A 13,665-nucleotide genomic window follows, 5' to 3' on the forward strand; every position below is an offset into this window, starting at 1 on the left:
ATGATACACTTACGCGGTGCGGTTGGCGCAATGGCGCTTGCGGTCATGGCTACGGGTTTTCCACAGAAATCGTTGGCAGATGGCCTAAAGGGGCATGACTTTTTGACTTGGTCAGAGGAAGGGCAGAACAATTACATTCAAACAGCGGTTACGATGGCGAGCTTTGTTATGTCTCGTTCAAACGCCGTTGTTTCGGAGTGTTTGAACACTTGGTACGCTGGAGACCGTGAGACCATGGAGGAGCAAAACGAGTACATTAGACGCAAAATCTCAAGTAACGCAGAATATCATCCGAGCGCGGTAATTTTGGTTGTTTTGGAAAACGCTTGCGGCTCTTTTGGTGGCAATTAATCAGTTGAGCTTGGTCGGCAAGTCAGCAGCAGCAATGCTCGTCGGGGCAGGCATCCGAATTTCGAGTTCAGCGGACGCTTGGGCGGAAAGATCAAAGTTCATGGCTTCTATTTCTTCTAACCTTTTGTCGAGTTCTTGTCCGCGCTGTTCGATTTCTTTCAATCGCCCTACGTCAGGCGGCGTTTCATTGTCGGCTAACTCACCTTGCAAGCCACCCAACCCGATTCCGATGCCACGCACTTCATTGATTGCGGCGTCGAGCTTATCGGCGCGATCTTGTAGAGCGACAAATTCTTCGTAGCTTGGTTCATCACCATTCCAAACGATTTCAGCGGCAAGCATATCGTCAATGACTTCGCCATCGGCATCCCGAACCAATCCGTCTTTGTCTTTGAACACTTTGCGTCCATCCGAGAGGGTAGCGGCACTGTCGGTCAATTCAGTGATTTGATCTGTGACCAACGTTTGTTCCCGTAGTAAGCGTTCAAGAATGTCACTTGCGAGTTCGAAAGTCGCGGAAACTTCGCGGCTGGCGGATTCGTACGCCTGCACGTAGACGAGATCATTCGCCAACAACCAATCCAACGACCGTGCCGCCCGCTGCGCCGCAGACCCTTTTTTCTCGCCCGTAAGCGGATCAATCTCACTACGCGCGCCATGCCGCTGTATGCGCCCAACATCCGCGCCGGAGACAGCGTTGTTGTAATCGTCCAAATCCTGTTGCGCCGCCACCGCGCGGAACATTTCCGAATAACCGACATGATCCGGCTTAGTATCTGAAACAGCATCAGGCACAGAAAACCGCCTTCCGCCGCGATGAAGCTACGCTTTCATCGCGCCTGTTTCTTCTAGAAGAAACAGGCCTGCACAGCCCCAATGATCCCGACCAACCCGGTGAAAACAGACAAGATATCATATCCTTTTGCATAGTTACTATTATACTCTAAATTTGCGCTGGTCTGCAAATTGTAGTGTTCTGCCTTGGGTTCTCTTGCTATATTTATTACACACGTCAAAATGGATTTCGTTGATCAAAGGTAAAGCTCTATGTTTAAAATTGAAGGCTTAGACAAGCTCGAGAGAGATGAATGAAGCTCAATCAGCGCTAGAAGAATTAGACGGCGAACTTGGGGCCGTGTCGTTCGATCCAAGTGATCCATCGAGTATTGAGCAAGCCATTAACCAAGCCGAGCGTCTGTTGGATGATCGTGTTGGTCGCTACGCAAGCAATGAGCTTGTGAAGCCGTTAGTGGAGCAAGCCAAAGAACACTTTCGCTCAGAAATTCTGTCCAAAGCAGCTCAAGCAAGGCTCGAGGGTGACGATGGCTGACAACAAGGGACTGTTCAAACAGATAAACAATGCGGTCCTTGATTTGCAATCCGCAGACTATCAAAGTTACTCTACTCCGCTGAAAAAACTTGGGCGGTTACTGACAACCGAAGAACTCTTGCCAGTTAACAAACAACTTACTGACATAGCTAATTTGGAGTTGTTTCTTGAAGAAGGGGAGCGCAGTCAAAAGGGTATGGTTGGCAGTGCAGTGTTACCTTGGCCTGAGGACGATCTTGAGGTTCTAGGGCTTCAGCTTTTGATTGTTTTAAAGATGAGCGAAGATCCAGAATGGGCGATCCAGTTCTCTGGGACCTTCTATGTAAGCCACACCAATAAGTATATGAGAGATGTTCAACAAATGGTTGGTCAACTGATCATCCCATTTGTTCGTGATTATAGGGATTTTGTTGAAAGCAATGGTCGTAGGGATGTGGCTGTAAGTTACCCAAAGTCAAACAAGGTCTTTGTTGTTCATGGTCATGATGGCGAAGCTCGTGAAACCGTAGCACGGTTCATTCTTCAAATTGGGTTAGAGCCAATAATTTTGCACGAGCAGGCCAACAGGGGGCGGACTGTTATAGAGAAGGTAGTCGACAATTCAGACGTTGGTTTTGCAGTTGTTCTTTTGACACCTGATGATTTGGGGAAGGCAAAAAATAGTGCTGAGCTTGAGCCTCGAGCGCGTCAAAACGTTCTTCTCGAATTGGGTCATTTTATCGGTCATCTTGGTCGAGATAAAGTTTGCGCGTTGAAACGTGGAACCGTGGAGATACCAAGTGATTTTGCTGGTGTCGTTTGGGAGAATATGGACATCGGCGGAGCTTGGAAACAAGCTTTAGGGCGAGAACTGCAAGCTGCGGGTCAGTCGATAAATTGGAAAAAAATTATGGGCATGTAAAGTCGTTGATCCAGAGATGGTCAATAAGTTATGGCTTGGACCGAATTCCCAAAGATAATTGGCGAGAATGAATTAAGGCTGTTTGTTTCGCCATACTGCCACTTGACGTAGAACTGTTTGATAGAGATGTTGTTTTTATGAAATTTGATGAAACTGATTTTGAACGTTTAAATTCTCGCGTTGAGGAACTGTATCAAGATAGCTTGGTTTCCACGCCCAAACAGGGGCTGATACAAATTTTCCTATCGCATCGCCTCTACTGTGAGCAATTTGAAATTGATGAAGCGTTCACTGATGGTGGAAATGATTGTGGAATAGATGCTATTCATTTTGATAACAGATCAGATCAACCAGTTATTCATTTGTTTCAAAGCAAGGTTCATACATCGCACAGGAAGGCTAGTAACGCTTTTAAATACGGGGATGCAGAAAAAGTCCAGAGATTCTTTAATGTCCTTTCAGACCCCGACGCCGATATGGCGAAGCTCTTCAATCCGAGGCTATATCAAAAAGCACTGCAAATACGAGATTTGCAAAAGACGGAATTTCCTGAATTCAAGCTCTGGATCGTTAGTAATGGAATGCCTTGCTCGGGGCATGAGATAGCGTCCTTCGTAAAGCAGATGGAAAGAACAGAGGTTAAGGTGGAAGAGTTCCATCTTTCTGAATTTATTGAATATTGCCTGAATTCACATAGTCGCAAAACCAGCCATACATTCTACGCACGTGAAGCTGGCGTTTTGGATTTTGGAAACTCGGAGCTTCGCAGTTATGTTGGATACATCTCCGCGAAAGAGCTGTATAACCTTGTCAAAGATTTGAGAAACGAAAGAAAAGTTGACTACGCATTGTTCGATATGAACGTCCGTGGATTTCTAGGCACGAACAATGCAGTGAATAAGGAGATTTTGAAAACGGCTGCGTCAAAAGAGAATATGCACTTTGCGTCTTTAAACAATGGTATTACAATGGTTGGGTCGCAGGTGAAGGTGATGAAGGCTGGCTCACCTTTAGAGAAAGTTGGCATAAAGCGTCTTTCAATTGTCAATGGTGCACAAACGTGCTCTGCGATTTTTGACGCGATGAAAGATTATTATCCAAATTTCGACAGTTTCAAAGATTTGTCCGTCCTATTTCGAATTTTCCAAACTGATAACGTCGATCTGATTAGTCGTATTGCAATAAGTACCAATAGCCAGAATCGAATTCATTCTCGTGATTTGAGGGCCAATGATCGCTACCAATTGGACTTGGAACGAAACTTAGCAAAATTTGGGATTCACTACGTTCGAAAGCGTGGTGTTGAAAAACTTGGCGCAGAGAAGGAGCGAAGTTTGGATGCTCTCAAGGCCGGGCAGTTGCTTCTTTCATTTGTTCATTTTGATCCAGCTAGAGCTAAGCGGGACTCGGATAGTATTTTTACAGAATGGTACACTCGTATTTTTGCAGACGCAGATGCAGAGCGACTTGTTAACGCCTTGGAATGGTTTGATCTGATCGAACAAAAGCGTGCTTATATTCAGGATGAAATCAGGATTAGGGGGATCGGACGTGTGGAAAACACGTTTGTAACGTATGGGGCACTCCACATATTGATGCTATGTGGTTTGATCGATCCAAGCGCAACAGACGAACGGCGCGAAGTCGTAATTGATCAGGCGATAGAAATCATTGCGAAGCGCTTGGTACAGGCAGGAGAACCCGCCTATTATTCATTCTTCCGTGACCCTAAATATGCGACACTTTTAAAGCAAGAGGTCGATCAGCCGAGACTTCTTTAGCTTGTTGCAAATTTGGCTTGAGAGTACCACGTAGCACGTTCTCCAGAATGTAGCACAGAACTAACAGCACCTTTTCACGAAGATAAGAAAGAACGCAAGATGTGCGGCGTGCTACGCCGCATCTTGTACTGCGGGCGGGCAAGCCCGTCCTCGGCAAGGAGAGCGTGCCGCCCTCCGTTGCATCCTCCCTGCTAGCGTGCCGAAGCAGACTTTACATATATGTTATGAATAAGCAGACAAAAAAGAATGTTCATGCTGGAGGGGCAACGACACCAAAGTTGCTCAAATGAAAAAGTACAGTAAAACAGGAATTAGATCGGAGAAGTCATGCAGGCATAGCCAATAACTACTTCTAAACCTTAAACCAAAACCTCTATCCTTTGGGTGTCGGATTCTGGAAGTATCCAACCCGTTGATCTTGCGTAACAAGGAAGGGGGCTGTAAATCCACCGTTTTACGTCAGTTAATTTGGAAAATTCACAAATTCCAAAAATTTCCGAACGATTTCATTCAGTTTTGTTGGCCCGGAATATCCAACAAAGTTATCACCTTCAATACGGCAGATAATCCAATCGTTCTCATCGTCCTCGTTTTGGTGGTTGATTGAAAAATCTTTATCGAATGATATACCCTGCGGTGGCGAAACAGATACCCTCCATCCGGGATTATCCAACGTTTCTATCTTGATGCCACTTTGATGCTCCCAATCTCCATCGCAGTTGGATAGGTACCACATTTGTAAACTTGTTAGATTCATTATACGCTCACTTGGGTAATTCGTTGGCGTTCGCAGATCTCACGCCTCCCGAAATACTTTTATCATGAACGTGCGGAGTTGGCACGTATTCATTAGTGACCTTGTTGAAGTGGTCCGCCGATTCGGAGTATTGAGTGTCCACCCTTCTTTCCAAGATAAACTCCTTATCGTAGTTTGGGTTGCTATTTCTTTGCCAATGGGCAATTCCAGTTATCTGTTTCTCGCTGTTAGTTTTATATGTTGCATGTGGTCCAACAGCGCCGTCAACTGCTTCCAAGCGGGTTCTACTTGCAGCACGAATGTCGTCTGCAGAAAACGCTGAGCTATTTCTATCTATAGAAGGCGCTCCGGGTGAAACTTGTTTATTGGTCGATAATGGCGTTGTGCTAGGTAGCTGCCTCGAGACGTTCGGTGAATCGCAAATGGGGCATCGACGCGTTTCGGCTTTTGCAATCGTAGGGATCGTTACTACTGCAGCCAGCACTAAAAGTGAAATTTTTGTGTTCGACATTCTAGTATCCCTTTTTAACGGCTGAAAAAACTCTAAGGCCCTGATTGGCAATTTGCCCAACAGCCATTCCAAAGGCGATCTGTTGTGCGATAGAGTTTATGTTGTCTACAGCGTGAATTCCGGGAGGGAGAGTCAAAACGGCCCGGGCGGTTTCTTCGAGTGCCTCAACAGCCATAGGTGCTGCTAGAGAACCAAGTTTTTTCAAACCGAAACGGCGCAACATCGTTTCAGCACCCTTCCTCCCTGGCATGATCACTGCACCTACAATACTTCCGTATCGAGTAACGTCGCCACACCACTGACGGTACGCCGCGAGCAGTTGTCTGTATGCAAACTCGCATTGCTGACGGCGGCTAGCAGAGATGTTTTCAAGATCGTATCTCGCACATCCAAGAATCGGCGCAGTATAAAATGTTGCTTCGTTTAGTGCAGAAGAAAGCGCAGCTCTCGTGCCGACACGGCACATGCCATTTCCATCTAGGAAAATTGAGCCGAACGTTCCACGATGAAACGCAGTGTAGCCTTCAATTTCATAGATTTTCCCGCCACGTAAAAGTTGCATTTTATATGGGTTTTCATACCCTGACCTCATACCATGCTTGATAGCTAAGATGATAAAACTGTCTTTGTCGAAAATGGGCTCGCCATTAAAGGTTAATATTACGTCGCCTTTCATCCCGAGGATGGGTGAGCCAAACGGGGTAACAGGTTCAACTCGATAGTCGACATAAATGCCCCTCTCCAAAGGCCCATTAAGGTCTGATGTAGCCAACCCAGTTTCGGTTGGGATAAGCCCATGATCAAATGTAGGATTCTGTGCCTCCCATGAAATCTCCAGTGCTCGGTTCAGCGCGCTAGACCACGCCAGTAGTTCTCCAATATCATCTGAACCGCAGTTTTTGTTTGCCTCAGCGCATACAAAGGGGTCTTCGATAAACAAGAAATGCTGTTCAGCTGCGCCCGATAAGAAACCCAGCTCTACCCTCTTTTCCGCTGAGCCGCAGCGTCCGAGCCAACCGACATCCTTGATCTCGCCTGTCATCCTACCAACACACGCTTGAACACCAGATCCAGATGTTTCAAAAACAGGATGTCCGCCCCAAGCATCTATGAAAAAGGAATAGTCCAACAATCTGGACACACTTGTAGATGGTACCGCTGCGAGTGAGAAAATTGCGCCCTGATCGCCGAGATTAACCGCAATGTCGTCACAACGACCTGCTTTCACAATATGCGCTGTGGTTTTATCTGTTTGGACGTCTCGGATTGTAAGCTTCAAGTCATATGCTGCTACGCTGCAATTGGAAATTGTCGTTTGCCTGCTTTCCGCCGACACAGCAGATATGAATGTACTCGCTAAGCCCATCCCACAGAAGAGTAAGAATGCGCCTTTTCGTGCAAATCTTAACATAGACACCTCATTGAAATCAGAGTTTAAAAGGGCGGGGCTGGCGCGCCCCTCGCCCGTATTGAGCTTAAAAGCCTGCTGTTAAACGCATTTTTGCTACAGTTGTTGCAGCGGGCACCGCAATTGCTACAGCCGCGCTGGCTTCGCTTCCCGCTAACAATGCAATTCCCATTACTACTCCCCCCACAACCAAAACTGTGGAGACAAAGTTCGCGACGGCATATTCCGCTATTGCGGCAAGCTGTTTTAGTAGCCACTCAAGCACTGCAAAGATCACAAAAAATACGAAAATCGCACCAAAAATTTCACCACCAGTCATTCTAGACTTCCTTCTGTTAGGGGACATGATTTCAGGTGGAGGCAAAGCAAACGCTCTGCCCCTTGGAAAATTCTCCCTGACGGTAATGCGAATAACTCCGGTTCACTGCGAGCATTCACAGTGAAGGGTCACTCTCCCATCTGTCGAGAATCGTCTCTGTTGTTGTGTATAGGGATACGATGACCGAAGTGGATTACTTCGTCAAGTCGCCAACCTTACTTTTAAAGTTGTCAACTCTATAAGGTGCGATGCGCCATGTCTGCGGTATGCAGGGCAGATTTTAAGCGTTTGGCATCACGTTGTAGTCTTCTTCTGCGCTCCATGGCTTGCGCAGGATCAGAGATTGTTTCGCGCGCCTCTGTTGGAAGCTTCAAGTCCTCAGTTGGTTGACGGCGGATACGTGCAACATACGCATTGTACAGAGGTAAATCTAAACGATGTAGCACGGCGCGGCTCAAGCAAGCTCCGCTGCCGCCACCACCAAGCCACGGCCCATAGTACTTTCGGATGAAATCAACTGGTGTAACCTCTCGTCCTGTCTTGCGATCCTTCCATAGCTCGGGAGCTCGCAAGGGCATGCCGTCGTCGTCAACTGGAACTTCTATTCCGCCATCTTCATCTAGGTATAGCGTTTGGGCATCAGTACCCGCAGGATCTTTACTGGCAGCCTCGACAGCGAACTCAGCAAGAATTCGCCTTTCTCCATCTATTTCACAATAAAGAAGACCGTCCGGTCCCCTAATAATTGAACCGACAAAATCGAACTCGCCTTGCAAACAATCTTCACTCAAAACTCCTTCTTTTATAATATTGTCTTGAGGCTGTAAATCCCCCCCTTTAATTTCCAACACCTTATCGGAATAAAAAAACGGGCCGACGAAATGTTTCCAAACAAGCTTCAACTCTTCTGAGATTGGCTTGTATTCAGAAAAGGATTCAATTTTCGCGATAGCAAAATCAAATGAAATATCAGATCGGCAATATATGTCGATAACTCCAATTACCTTTTGCATATGCGAGCCATCAATATGGCCATCAGAAAAATGCTTCCTTACCTTCTTTCGCGCAACAGATTGAAATGCATCTATACCATATCGGAAGCCGCCATCTGACATAGGGTCGGAAAAATTATCAACACCAACGCCCAATCCGCGTGATTTTTCGCCACCTAAACTACCCTTGGAGCGCGGTAAAGATCTGACATCTGCCGTTGACGTTTTTTGCAGAGCAAGATTCCCATGTATAAGGTTAAAGTCATCTCCAAGAAATTCTTCTGCAATAGATAATACCGTTTTTATAGTCGTATCTGACTGCGAAGCACTAAGCTCATTGAATAATGATCCTGGACCTTTGACTCCCCCGCATATGGACCGTATGTCCCAGAATTCTTTTGCCGTAATTATTCCTAATTGCCTCTGTGCTTCCATCTCCTCAAGCACGGCAAACAAAAATTCTTGTGTTTTGTCCACTTCGATTGTTAGTGGAACCATCTTTCCTGTCTGCTCTTTAGGAGTGCCGTCACCCTCAGTCGTGGCGGCGGTAAGGGTTCCGTGTGCTGACCTTTTTTGCGTGCAAGTACGGGCCATGCTACGCTCATGTGGTGAATAATCAGTATTTTCAGTCATAAGAGCTGACCCTTTCAGACCTTTATGTGACGGAGTATTTTGCCCACCACGTTCGTGATCTTCAACAGGAAAGCCGCAAAAGCGACGGAAATAGGTCGGTTTTACCCGATATATTTTGCATACTATGATTTACTGGACTTGCGTCGAAAAATTTAGGTCCGATATGGATCCCATATTAGTCCCATCCCGGCGATAAATCCTGCGTGTATCTCTGCTCATGACCACACTGCGCCCGTGCCATCATGAACGCAGATCGATGTCGGGGCGTCCTGCGTCTTTCATAGTTGGTCGCATTGGGCCAGATAGTGAATACGTGCTTGCTCCCTTTCGACAGAGTATCTGAGCTTGAAATTCGCTATGCTTAAGGTTTTTTGTGCATGAATGTAAGCTGCGCTGTTAGTATTTCTCAATGTCAATGCGGTACCACGCGGCATCTTTAAATACCTCTGGGGAGGAGACTTCAATTGTCGCGATTAAACCTCCCTCTCTAGCTTTCATCAAATCCGGGGACGCGTTGCTGTGCGTCAATGATCTTCCGCCATGCTGTTGGCATGGTCTCCCGAGAAGATCATTGACCCATCCCCGAAAGTTTGATCGACCGTCCCAAGCCGCGCATTGCGCGGCTTTTTTTATGGGACGCTCGCCGCTTGGCAGAGGTTCAAAGCGCGGGGCTGGTTGTCGGCTTCGCCTTTTGAACCAACCAAAAGCGAGGACATTATGAAGATTGCATTATACGCCCAACCCTACGACATCACCGCCACAGGCTTTTATTTCAGCACGATAGAAGAGTATGACGCCAAGGCCACCAAGCTAAGGAACGATTTCGGCGATCCGGTCGAAGAGTTCGAAATTCAGTTCATCGACGGTGAGCAGATTGATTGCGAGCTTGCAAAGGCCATCGGCCTCAATCAGGCGAACCTTCCTGTTTTCCTAGCCAAGGTTGAGGAATGGGACGATTACCCAAAAACAAAGATCATCATTGCGCTAACCGAATGCGGCTATGATTTCGACGATCAAACTGATCCGGACAATTTCGACATAGATATCTATGACGTTAGCAGCATGCGCGAGCTTGCCGAGCAGTTTGTGGATGAAGGTCTGTTTGGTGACATCCCCGAAAACCTGCAAAACTACATCGACTATGACGCCATCGCCCGTGATCTGTCCATAGACTACAGCGATACCGTGGTGGCGAACGAATATTTGATCTACCGCGCAGCGTATGGGAGGGGGAGATGAAACAGCTTTCCATTCATGGGTATCACGCGGGGCATTCTTGGTACTACCTTTTGGGCGGCGCTGTTCCGTCGCTCAAATCAATCCGTTCGACAGTGTTTGAAAGCGGATATAAAGGCTATCTGGCTGAGGAAATCGCCGCGATTTCACGCAAGCCGGAACCACAAAAATCAAGGGCTTCCGAGATTATGCGGCAGCGGGTCTTGGGCGAGTTGCGCAAAGATATTTCGCGGTATCGCGAATGCGCCCGCAACTTGCATGCGTTTCGACTGAGGCATCCAGATTCAGCAAAATGCAAGGGTGTACATGTGGCGATCTCGCTAAAGCACAACCACATTTATAACGGCCTTGCGCATTTAACGGCGTTGGATGATTTGCCCGTCCAGCTTGATTTATTCGGGCTTTAGACACGAAACCAACCATTGCGCGACCATTCATTCCGACATAACAGGCTTTCAACGAATTCCCCTGATAACCACGAGGTATGAAATGTCGGACTTTGATTTGGACGCGCTAACGCTGGACGAGCTTAAATCTTTGCAAAAGGATGTTGCCAAGGCGATCACATCATTTGAAGCGCGCCAAAAAGCCGAAGCGCGCCTTGCCGCCGAGGCCGTCGCCCGCGAGGCTGGGTTTTCTTTGCAAGAATTGCTGGAAGGCGCGCCCAAAGGTAAAGCGCCCGTTGCCCCAAAATACCGCCACCCCGAAAACCCCGAACTCACTTGGTCAGGCCGAGGGCGTAAGCCAAATTGGTTTGTAGCGGCACTGGAGCAGGGCAAAACACCCGAAGACATGCTGATTTAAAAGGGCATGCTATTTGAGGCGCTCAACGATTAAAGTCGAGCGCCCTGCAAGCGTCACCCGCGACAAAATCACGTCTGTTAATCTTTCCTAACATTTGGTTAATGCGCTTGTGTTTAGGAGTTAATGATGAAAACAGTTCTGATTTCAGCAATCATATTATTAGGTGTCATGTCGTCCGTTGATGCGGGCACGGCAATCGGCAAAACCACCCCACAGGCGGCGATTTCGACGTCGAGCTTTTGGGATCAAGTGAACAAGCAGAAGAGCGGCGTATTCCTCGCCGCATGCTGCAAGACATGCCGTAAAGGCAAGGCTTGCGGCGATAGCTGTATCTCTCGCTCAAAATCCTGTCGTAAGGGCGCAGGCTGCGCCTGTGACGGTTAAGTGATACCGCCAGTCCGGTCGTAACAGACCAGACTGGCTACCTCTCCAAATTCGGCCCGTTGCGGGCACGGCTGCGGCGTTTGGGGCGGGAGGCGCGTTGTTTGCGCTCGCGTTTGAACGCCTCCTTTGCGCGCTGGCGGTCGGCTTCTTTGGAAGCCTCTAAGGCGTTGAAGTCGTTGCTTAGTTCTTTGATGTTTGCCGCGCGTTTCTGCTGTTCAGCCTTGGCGCGGGTTTGAGCCTGTGCCGCTTGCTGCGCTTGCTTTTGAGCGACTTCTTGGCGCGCCCGTTCGTCGCGTTGGCGGGTTTCCTCTTTAGCGCGGGCATTATCTTCCATCACCTTTTTGCGTTGTCCGGTGATCCGGTCAATTAGGCCGCGCCAGCCAGTGCGGATTTTGGCGTTTCGCGCGGCCTGTGCCTCACCTTCACGCTTTTGCTGCGCTTGTCGCAACTGCCCCGTTTCCCACGCTTGGCGGGCGCGGAGGCGCGTTTGTTCTTCCTTGTGGCTGGCTTGCTCATCGGCCTTGCGGCGCTCTTCTTCGCGGCGGAGTTCATCAAGACGAGTTTGCACATCCTGTGCCGCCTCGTTTTGCGCGGTGGCGACATCCGGCAGGGTGAACAAATCGCCCAGACGATCCCTCACCTGTTTCGCTTTGATCCCGACATAGCGCGACACGGCATAAGATTCACCTTTGTAATCCACCGCAACAGCACCCCGCCGATCACCACGCGCCAGTACAAAACCATGCGCGCGCAGGGCATGGGCAAAGGCTGCGCCGCTATCGCTCACCGCCCAAGCGTCTTGGAAAATCTCTTTAGTTTTGGCGGGATCACGTTCGGCGCGTTTGCATTGCTGCCATTCCGAAAGGGAGAAGTTGCGCGGGTCGCGTTCTTCATGGCGCACAAATCCGCGCGGCATTTGCCAGCCGTGATCACGGTACAAATCCCGCGCCACGTCTTGCAGTTTTGAATGCGAAAACGAAAGTTGCACTGCCTTCATGTTTTCAATGTCGATCCGACACCACACAGCATGCGCATGGCGACGCGTTTGTCCATCCGCGCCCTGCTTCTCGTGAAAAACAATGACGCGGGGTTGATCCGTCAAACCGAGAGTTTTCTCGACGCGGTCAACCGCGTCTTCAAAGTCTTCAGGCGAGGCATCGGCCTCTTTCGGCGGGTTCAGTGACAAGGAAAACAAATGCTGTTTGCATTTAGTACCACGGCTGATGGCGTGGCTTTCCTGAAACGCGCCGAGCAGTTCATTCGCCGCAAAGCCGCGCATATCATGCACGACGACGCGTTCGTTTTCGTCTTTCATAAGATGCCGCGCCAAATCCCGCGCCCCACCGCGTTGATTGCCGACGAGGATCATGGCACGCGCTCCATTTTGAGGCCGAGCGCGATGATTAAATCCGCCCGCATCGCGGCGATATCGACGCAAGCCATTTTGATGGCGAGCGCGGTAGGCGCGTCGATTTTGACCACACCTTGTTCAATCGCCCAATCCAATTGGCTGAGATCATCGGAAAGGTTCGTGCGCCCGAGCAAGCCCAACACCCGCCCAAGAGCTTCAAAATCCTTCACGGGAAACTTGCCCCGCGTCTTACGCGGTTTGGCATCCGCGCCAAACAAACGTTCGCGCATATAGGCGCTGCGCGACATGCCAGCGGAGTCGCGTGCAAGGCGTTGTTTTTCCTCATCGGTGACACGGAGGGAAATCGTATGCGTCGGCTGCGGTTTGGTGGGCGGCTCAGGTTGCGGCTCAGTTTGCGGCGCGGGTTCAGGCGTAGGCGCTTTTTCAACACCCTGTGAAGCCGCCCGCGAGAACATCCCTGTGAACTTGGATAACGTCGTCATAGGCGCGGCTCCAAGTCATCAAAGTTCACATCCCGAAGCTGATCTTCCCAATCCGAAAGCGCATCCAATACCTCATCGAGATTGTCCAACTGGCAAGAATTGGCAGCGGAATCCGCCGAAGTCGAAGCAAACGTTTCTCCAAGTTTTGGCGGCTCTTCGAAGTTCGAAGCGTCTCCGTGTGAGTGCGCCACAAATCCATTATTTTCGGTTAAAATCAATACTTTGAAGTTTGGATTGCCCCGAGTTTCCACTTTCAGTTTCCACAATCATTGCCCTCTCGTGTTAATTGTTGCTGAGAACCGGCCTAGTATCCGTAAAAATTGTTACTGAGAATTGCCCCATGCGTAGACATTTCCCCGACGTTTCTTGGTTGGGCGATTTGCGGTGGGCGACCTAGTATTCTT

Annotated in this window: 17 protein-coding genes; 8 read left to right on the forward strand and 9 right to left on the reverse strand. The window is 48.8% G+C overall.

From position 1 onward, the window contains the following. Positions 1-351 carry a hypothetical protein gene (locus AC5EFR_RS11120; protein ID WP_493575884.1) on the forward strand — a complete coding sequence of 117 codons (351 nt, stop codon included), beginning with the start codon at positions 1-3 and terminating at the stop codon, positions 349-351. Here AC5EFR_RS11120 and AC5EFR_RS11125 read toward each other — a convergent pair whose 3' ends face one another. After that, the gene (locus tag AC5EFR_RS11125) at positions 352-1,146 is read right to left on the reverse strand and encodes a hypothetical protein (RefSeq protein WP_493575885.1); all 795 of its coding nucleotides are present in this window, start codon (positions 1,144-1,146) and stop codon (positions 352-354) included. Between the two features lie 289 nt (positions 1,147-1,435). On the opposite strand from AC5EFR_RS11125, the gene AC5EFR_RS11130 reads away from it, so the two are divergent. The 3 genes from AC5EFR_RS11130 to AC5EFR_RS11140 all read left to right on the forward strand — a co-directional run bounded on the left by AC5EFR_RS11130 (position 1,436) and on the right by AC5EFR_RS11140 (position 4,363). Further along, positions 1,436-1,681 (forward strand): YuaX family protein, encoded by a 246-nt coding sequence (locus AC5EFR_RS11130; RefSeq protein ID WP_493575886.1) that lies wholly within the window; start codon positions 1,436-1,438, stop codon positions 1,679-1,681. Continuing rightward, the gene (locus tag AC5EFR_RS11135; protein WP_493575887.1) at positions 1,674-2,582 is read left to right on the forward strand and encodes a TIR domain-containing protein; all 909 of its coding nucleotides are present in this window, start codon (positions 1,674-1,676) and stop codon (positions 2,580-2,582) included. The genes AC5EFR_RS11130 and AC5EFR_RS11135 overlap by 8 nt, the downstream gene beginning before the upstream one ends. A gap of 137 nt (positions 2,583-2,719) precedes the next feature. Next, a complete protein-coding gene (locus AC5EFR_RS11140; RefSeq protein ID WP_493575888.1) occupies positions 2,720-4,363 on the forward strand; it encodes an AIPR family protein in 1,644 nt (547 codons plus the stop codon). Between the two features lie 463 nt (positions 4,364-4,826). Here the strand turns inward: AC5EFR_RS11140 and AC5EFR_RS11145 are convergent, their stop codons facing one another. The 5 genes from AC5EFR_RS11145 to AC5EFR_RS11165 all read right to left on the reverse strand — a co-directional run bounded on the left by AC5EFR_RS11145 (position 4,827) and on the right by AC5EFR_RS11165 (position 8,983). Next, positions 4,827-5,120, reverse strand: coding sequence for an immunity 53 family protein (locus AC5EFR_RS11145; RefSeq protein WP_493575889.1), 294 nt, complete (start codon positions 5,118-5,120; stop codon positions 4,827-4,829). A 7-nt stretch (positions 5,121-5,127) separates the two neighbouring features. Beyond that, positions 5,128-5,631 carry a hypothetical protein gene (locus tag AC5EFR_RS11150; protein ID WP_493575890.1) on the reverse strand — a complete coding sequence of 168 codons (504 nt, stop codon included), beginning with the start codon at positions 5,629-5,631 and terminating at the stop codon, positions 5,128-5,130. Position 5,632: 1 nt separating this feature from the next. Further along, positions 5,633-7,042, reverse strand: a complete 1,410-nt coding sequence (locus tag AC5EFR_RS11155; protein WP_493575891.1) for a hypothetical protein — start codon at positions 7,040-7,042, stop codon at positions 5,633-5,635. Between the two features lie 64 nt (positions 7,043-7,106). Beyond that, complete coding sequence (locus tag AC5EFR_RS11160) at positions 7,107-7,358, reverse strand: hypothetical protein (protein WP_493575892.1); 252 nt, start codon at positions 7,356-7,358, stop codon at positions 7,107-7,109. A 236-nt stretch (positions 7,359-7,594) separates the two neighbouring features. Continuing rightward, positions 7,595-8,983 (reverse strand): hypothetical protein, encoded by a 1,389-nt coding sequence (locus AC5EFR_RS11165; RefSeq protein WP_493575893.1) that lies wholly within the window; start codon positions 8,981-8,983, stop codon positions 7,595-7,597. A gap of 717 nt (positions 8,984-9,700) precedes the next feature. On the opposite strand from AC5EFR_RS11165, the gene AC5EFR_RS11170 reads away from it, so the two are divergent. The 4 genes from AC5EFR_RS11170 to AC5EFR_RS11185 all read left to right on the forward strand — a co-directional run bounded on the left by AC5EFR_RS11170 (position 9,701) and on the right by AC5EFR_RS11185 (position 11,407). Continuing rightward, positions 9,701-10,222: an antirestriction protein ArdA gene (locus AC5EFR_RS11170; protein ID WP_493575894.1), complete on the forward strand. Its 522-nt coding sequence runs from the start codon at positions 9,701-9,703 to the stop codon at positions 10,220-10,222. Next, positions 10,219-10,626: a hypothetical protein gene (locus AC5EFR_RS11175; protein WP_493575895.1), complete on the forward strand. Its 408-nt coding sequence runs from the start codon at positions 10,219-10,221 to the stop codon at positions 10,624-10,626. The genes AC5EFR_RS11170 and AC5EFR_RS11175 overlap by 4 nt, the downstream gene beginning before the upstream one ends. An 82-nt stretch (positions 10,627-10,708) precedes the next feature. Beyond that, the gene (locus AC5EFR_RS11180) at positions 10,709-11,023 is read left to right on the forward strand and encodes an H-NS histone family protein (protein ID WP_493575896.1); all 315 of its coding nucleotides are present in this window, start codon (positions 10,709-10,711) and stop codon (positions 11,021-11,023) included. Between the two features lie 126 nt (positions 11,024-11,149). Further along, positions 11,150-11,407 (forward strand): hypothetical protein, encoded by a 258-nt coding sequence (locus AC5EFR_RS11185; protein ID WP_493575897.1) that lies wholly within the window; start codon positions 11,150-11,152, stop codon positions 11,405-11,407. Between the two features lie 37 nt (positions 11,408-11,444). Here the strand turns inward: AC5EFR_RS11185 and AC5EFR_RS11190 are convergent, their stop codons facing one another. The 3 genes from AC5EFR_RS11190 to AC5EFR_RS11200 are packed head-to-tail and all read right to left on the reverse strand — an operon-like array spanning position 11,445 to position 13,527. Then, positions 11,445-12,776, reverse strand: coding sequence for a relaxase/mobilization nuclease domain-containing protein (locus AC5EFR_RS11190; protein ID WP_493575898.1), 1,332 nt, complete (start codon positions 12,774-12,776; stop codon positions 11,445-11,447). After that, positions 12,773-13,261, reverse strand: coding sequence for a plasmid mobilization protein (locus tag AC5EFR_RS11195; protein ID WP_493575899.1), 489 nt, complete (start codon positions 13,259-13,261; stop codon positions 12,773-12,775). Before AC5EFR_RS11195 ends, AC5EFR_RS11190 begins: the two co-directional genes overlap by 4 nt. Then, complete coding sequence (locus tag AC5EFR_RS11200; protein WP_493575900.1) at positions 13,258-13,527, reverse strand: hypothetical protein; 270 nt, start codon at positions 13,525-13,527, stop codon at positions 13,258-13,260. Before AC5EFR_RS11200 ends, AC5EFR_RS11195 begins: the two co-directional genes overlap by 4 nt. Between the last annotated feature and the right edge of the window lie 138 nt (positions 13,528-13,665).

It is taken from the genome of Pelagimonas sp., assembly GCF_058892305.1.

Coding starts and splice junctions, on each gene's coding strand:
- AC5EFR_RS11170 (WP_493575894.1), top strand. CDS start 9,701: ATGAAGATTGCATTATACGCCCAACCCTACGACATCACCGCCACAGGC.
- AC5EFR_RS11190 (WP_493575898.1), bottom strand. CDS start 12,776: ATGATCCTCGTCGGCAATCAACGCGGTGGGGCGCGGGATTTGGCGCGG.
- AC5EFR_RS11135 (WP_493575887.1), top strand. CDS start 1,674: ATGGCTGACAACAAGGGACTGTTCAAACAGATAAACAATGCGGTCCTT.
- AC5EFR_RS11195 (WP_493575899.1), bottom strand. CDS start 13,261: ATGACGACGTTATCCAAGTTCACAGGGATGTTCTCGCGGGCGGCTTCA.
- AC5EFR_RS11145 (WP_493575889.1), bottom strand. CDS start 5,120: ATGAATCTAACAAGTTTACAAATGTGGTACCTATCCAACTGCGATGGA.
- AC5EFR_RS11120 (WP_493575884.1), top strand. CDS start 1: ATGATACACTTACGCGGTGCGGTTGGCGCAATGGCGCTTGCGGTCATG.
- AC5EFR_RS11185 (WP_493575897.1), top strand. CDS start 11,150: ATGAAAACAGTTCTGATTTCAGCAATCATATTATTAGGTGTCATGTCG.
- AC5EFR_RS11155 (WP_493575891.1), bottom strand. CDS start 7,042: ATGTTAAGATTTGCACGAAAAGGCGCATTCTTACTCTTCTGTGGGATG.
- AC5EFR_RS11150 (WP_493575890.1), bottom strand. CDS start 5,631: ATGTCGAACACAAAAATTTCACTTTTAGTGCTGGCTGCAGTAGTAACG.
- AC5EFR_RS11180 (WP_493575896.1), top strand. CDS start 10,709: ATGTCGGACTTTGATTTGGACGCGCTAACGCTGGACGAGCTTAAATCT.
- AC5EFR_RS11165 (WP_493575893.1), bottom strand. CDS start 8,983: ATGACTGAAAATACTGATTATTCACCACATGAGCGTAGCATGGCCCGT.
- AC5EFR_RS11130 (WP_493575886.1), top strand. CDS start 1,436: ATGAATGAAGCTCAATCAGCGCTAGAAGAATTAGACGGCGAACTTGGG.
- AC5EFR_RS11160 (WP_493575892.1), bottom strand. CDS start 7,358: ATGACTGGTGGTGAAATTTTTGGTGCGATTTTCGTATTTTTTGTGATC.
- AC5EFR_RS11175 (WP_493575895.1), top strand. CDS start 10,219: ATGAAACAGCTTTCCATTCATGGGTATCACGCGGGGCATTCTTGGTAC.
- AC5EFR_RS11140 (WP_493575888.1), top strand. CDS start 2,720: ATGAAATTTGATGAAACTGATTTTGAACGTTTAAATTCTCGCGTTGAG.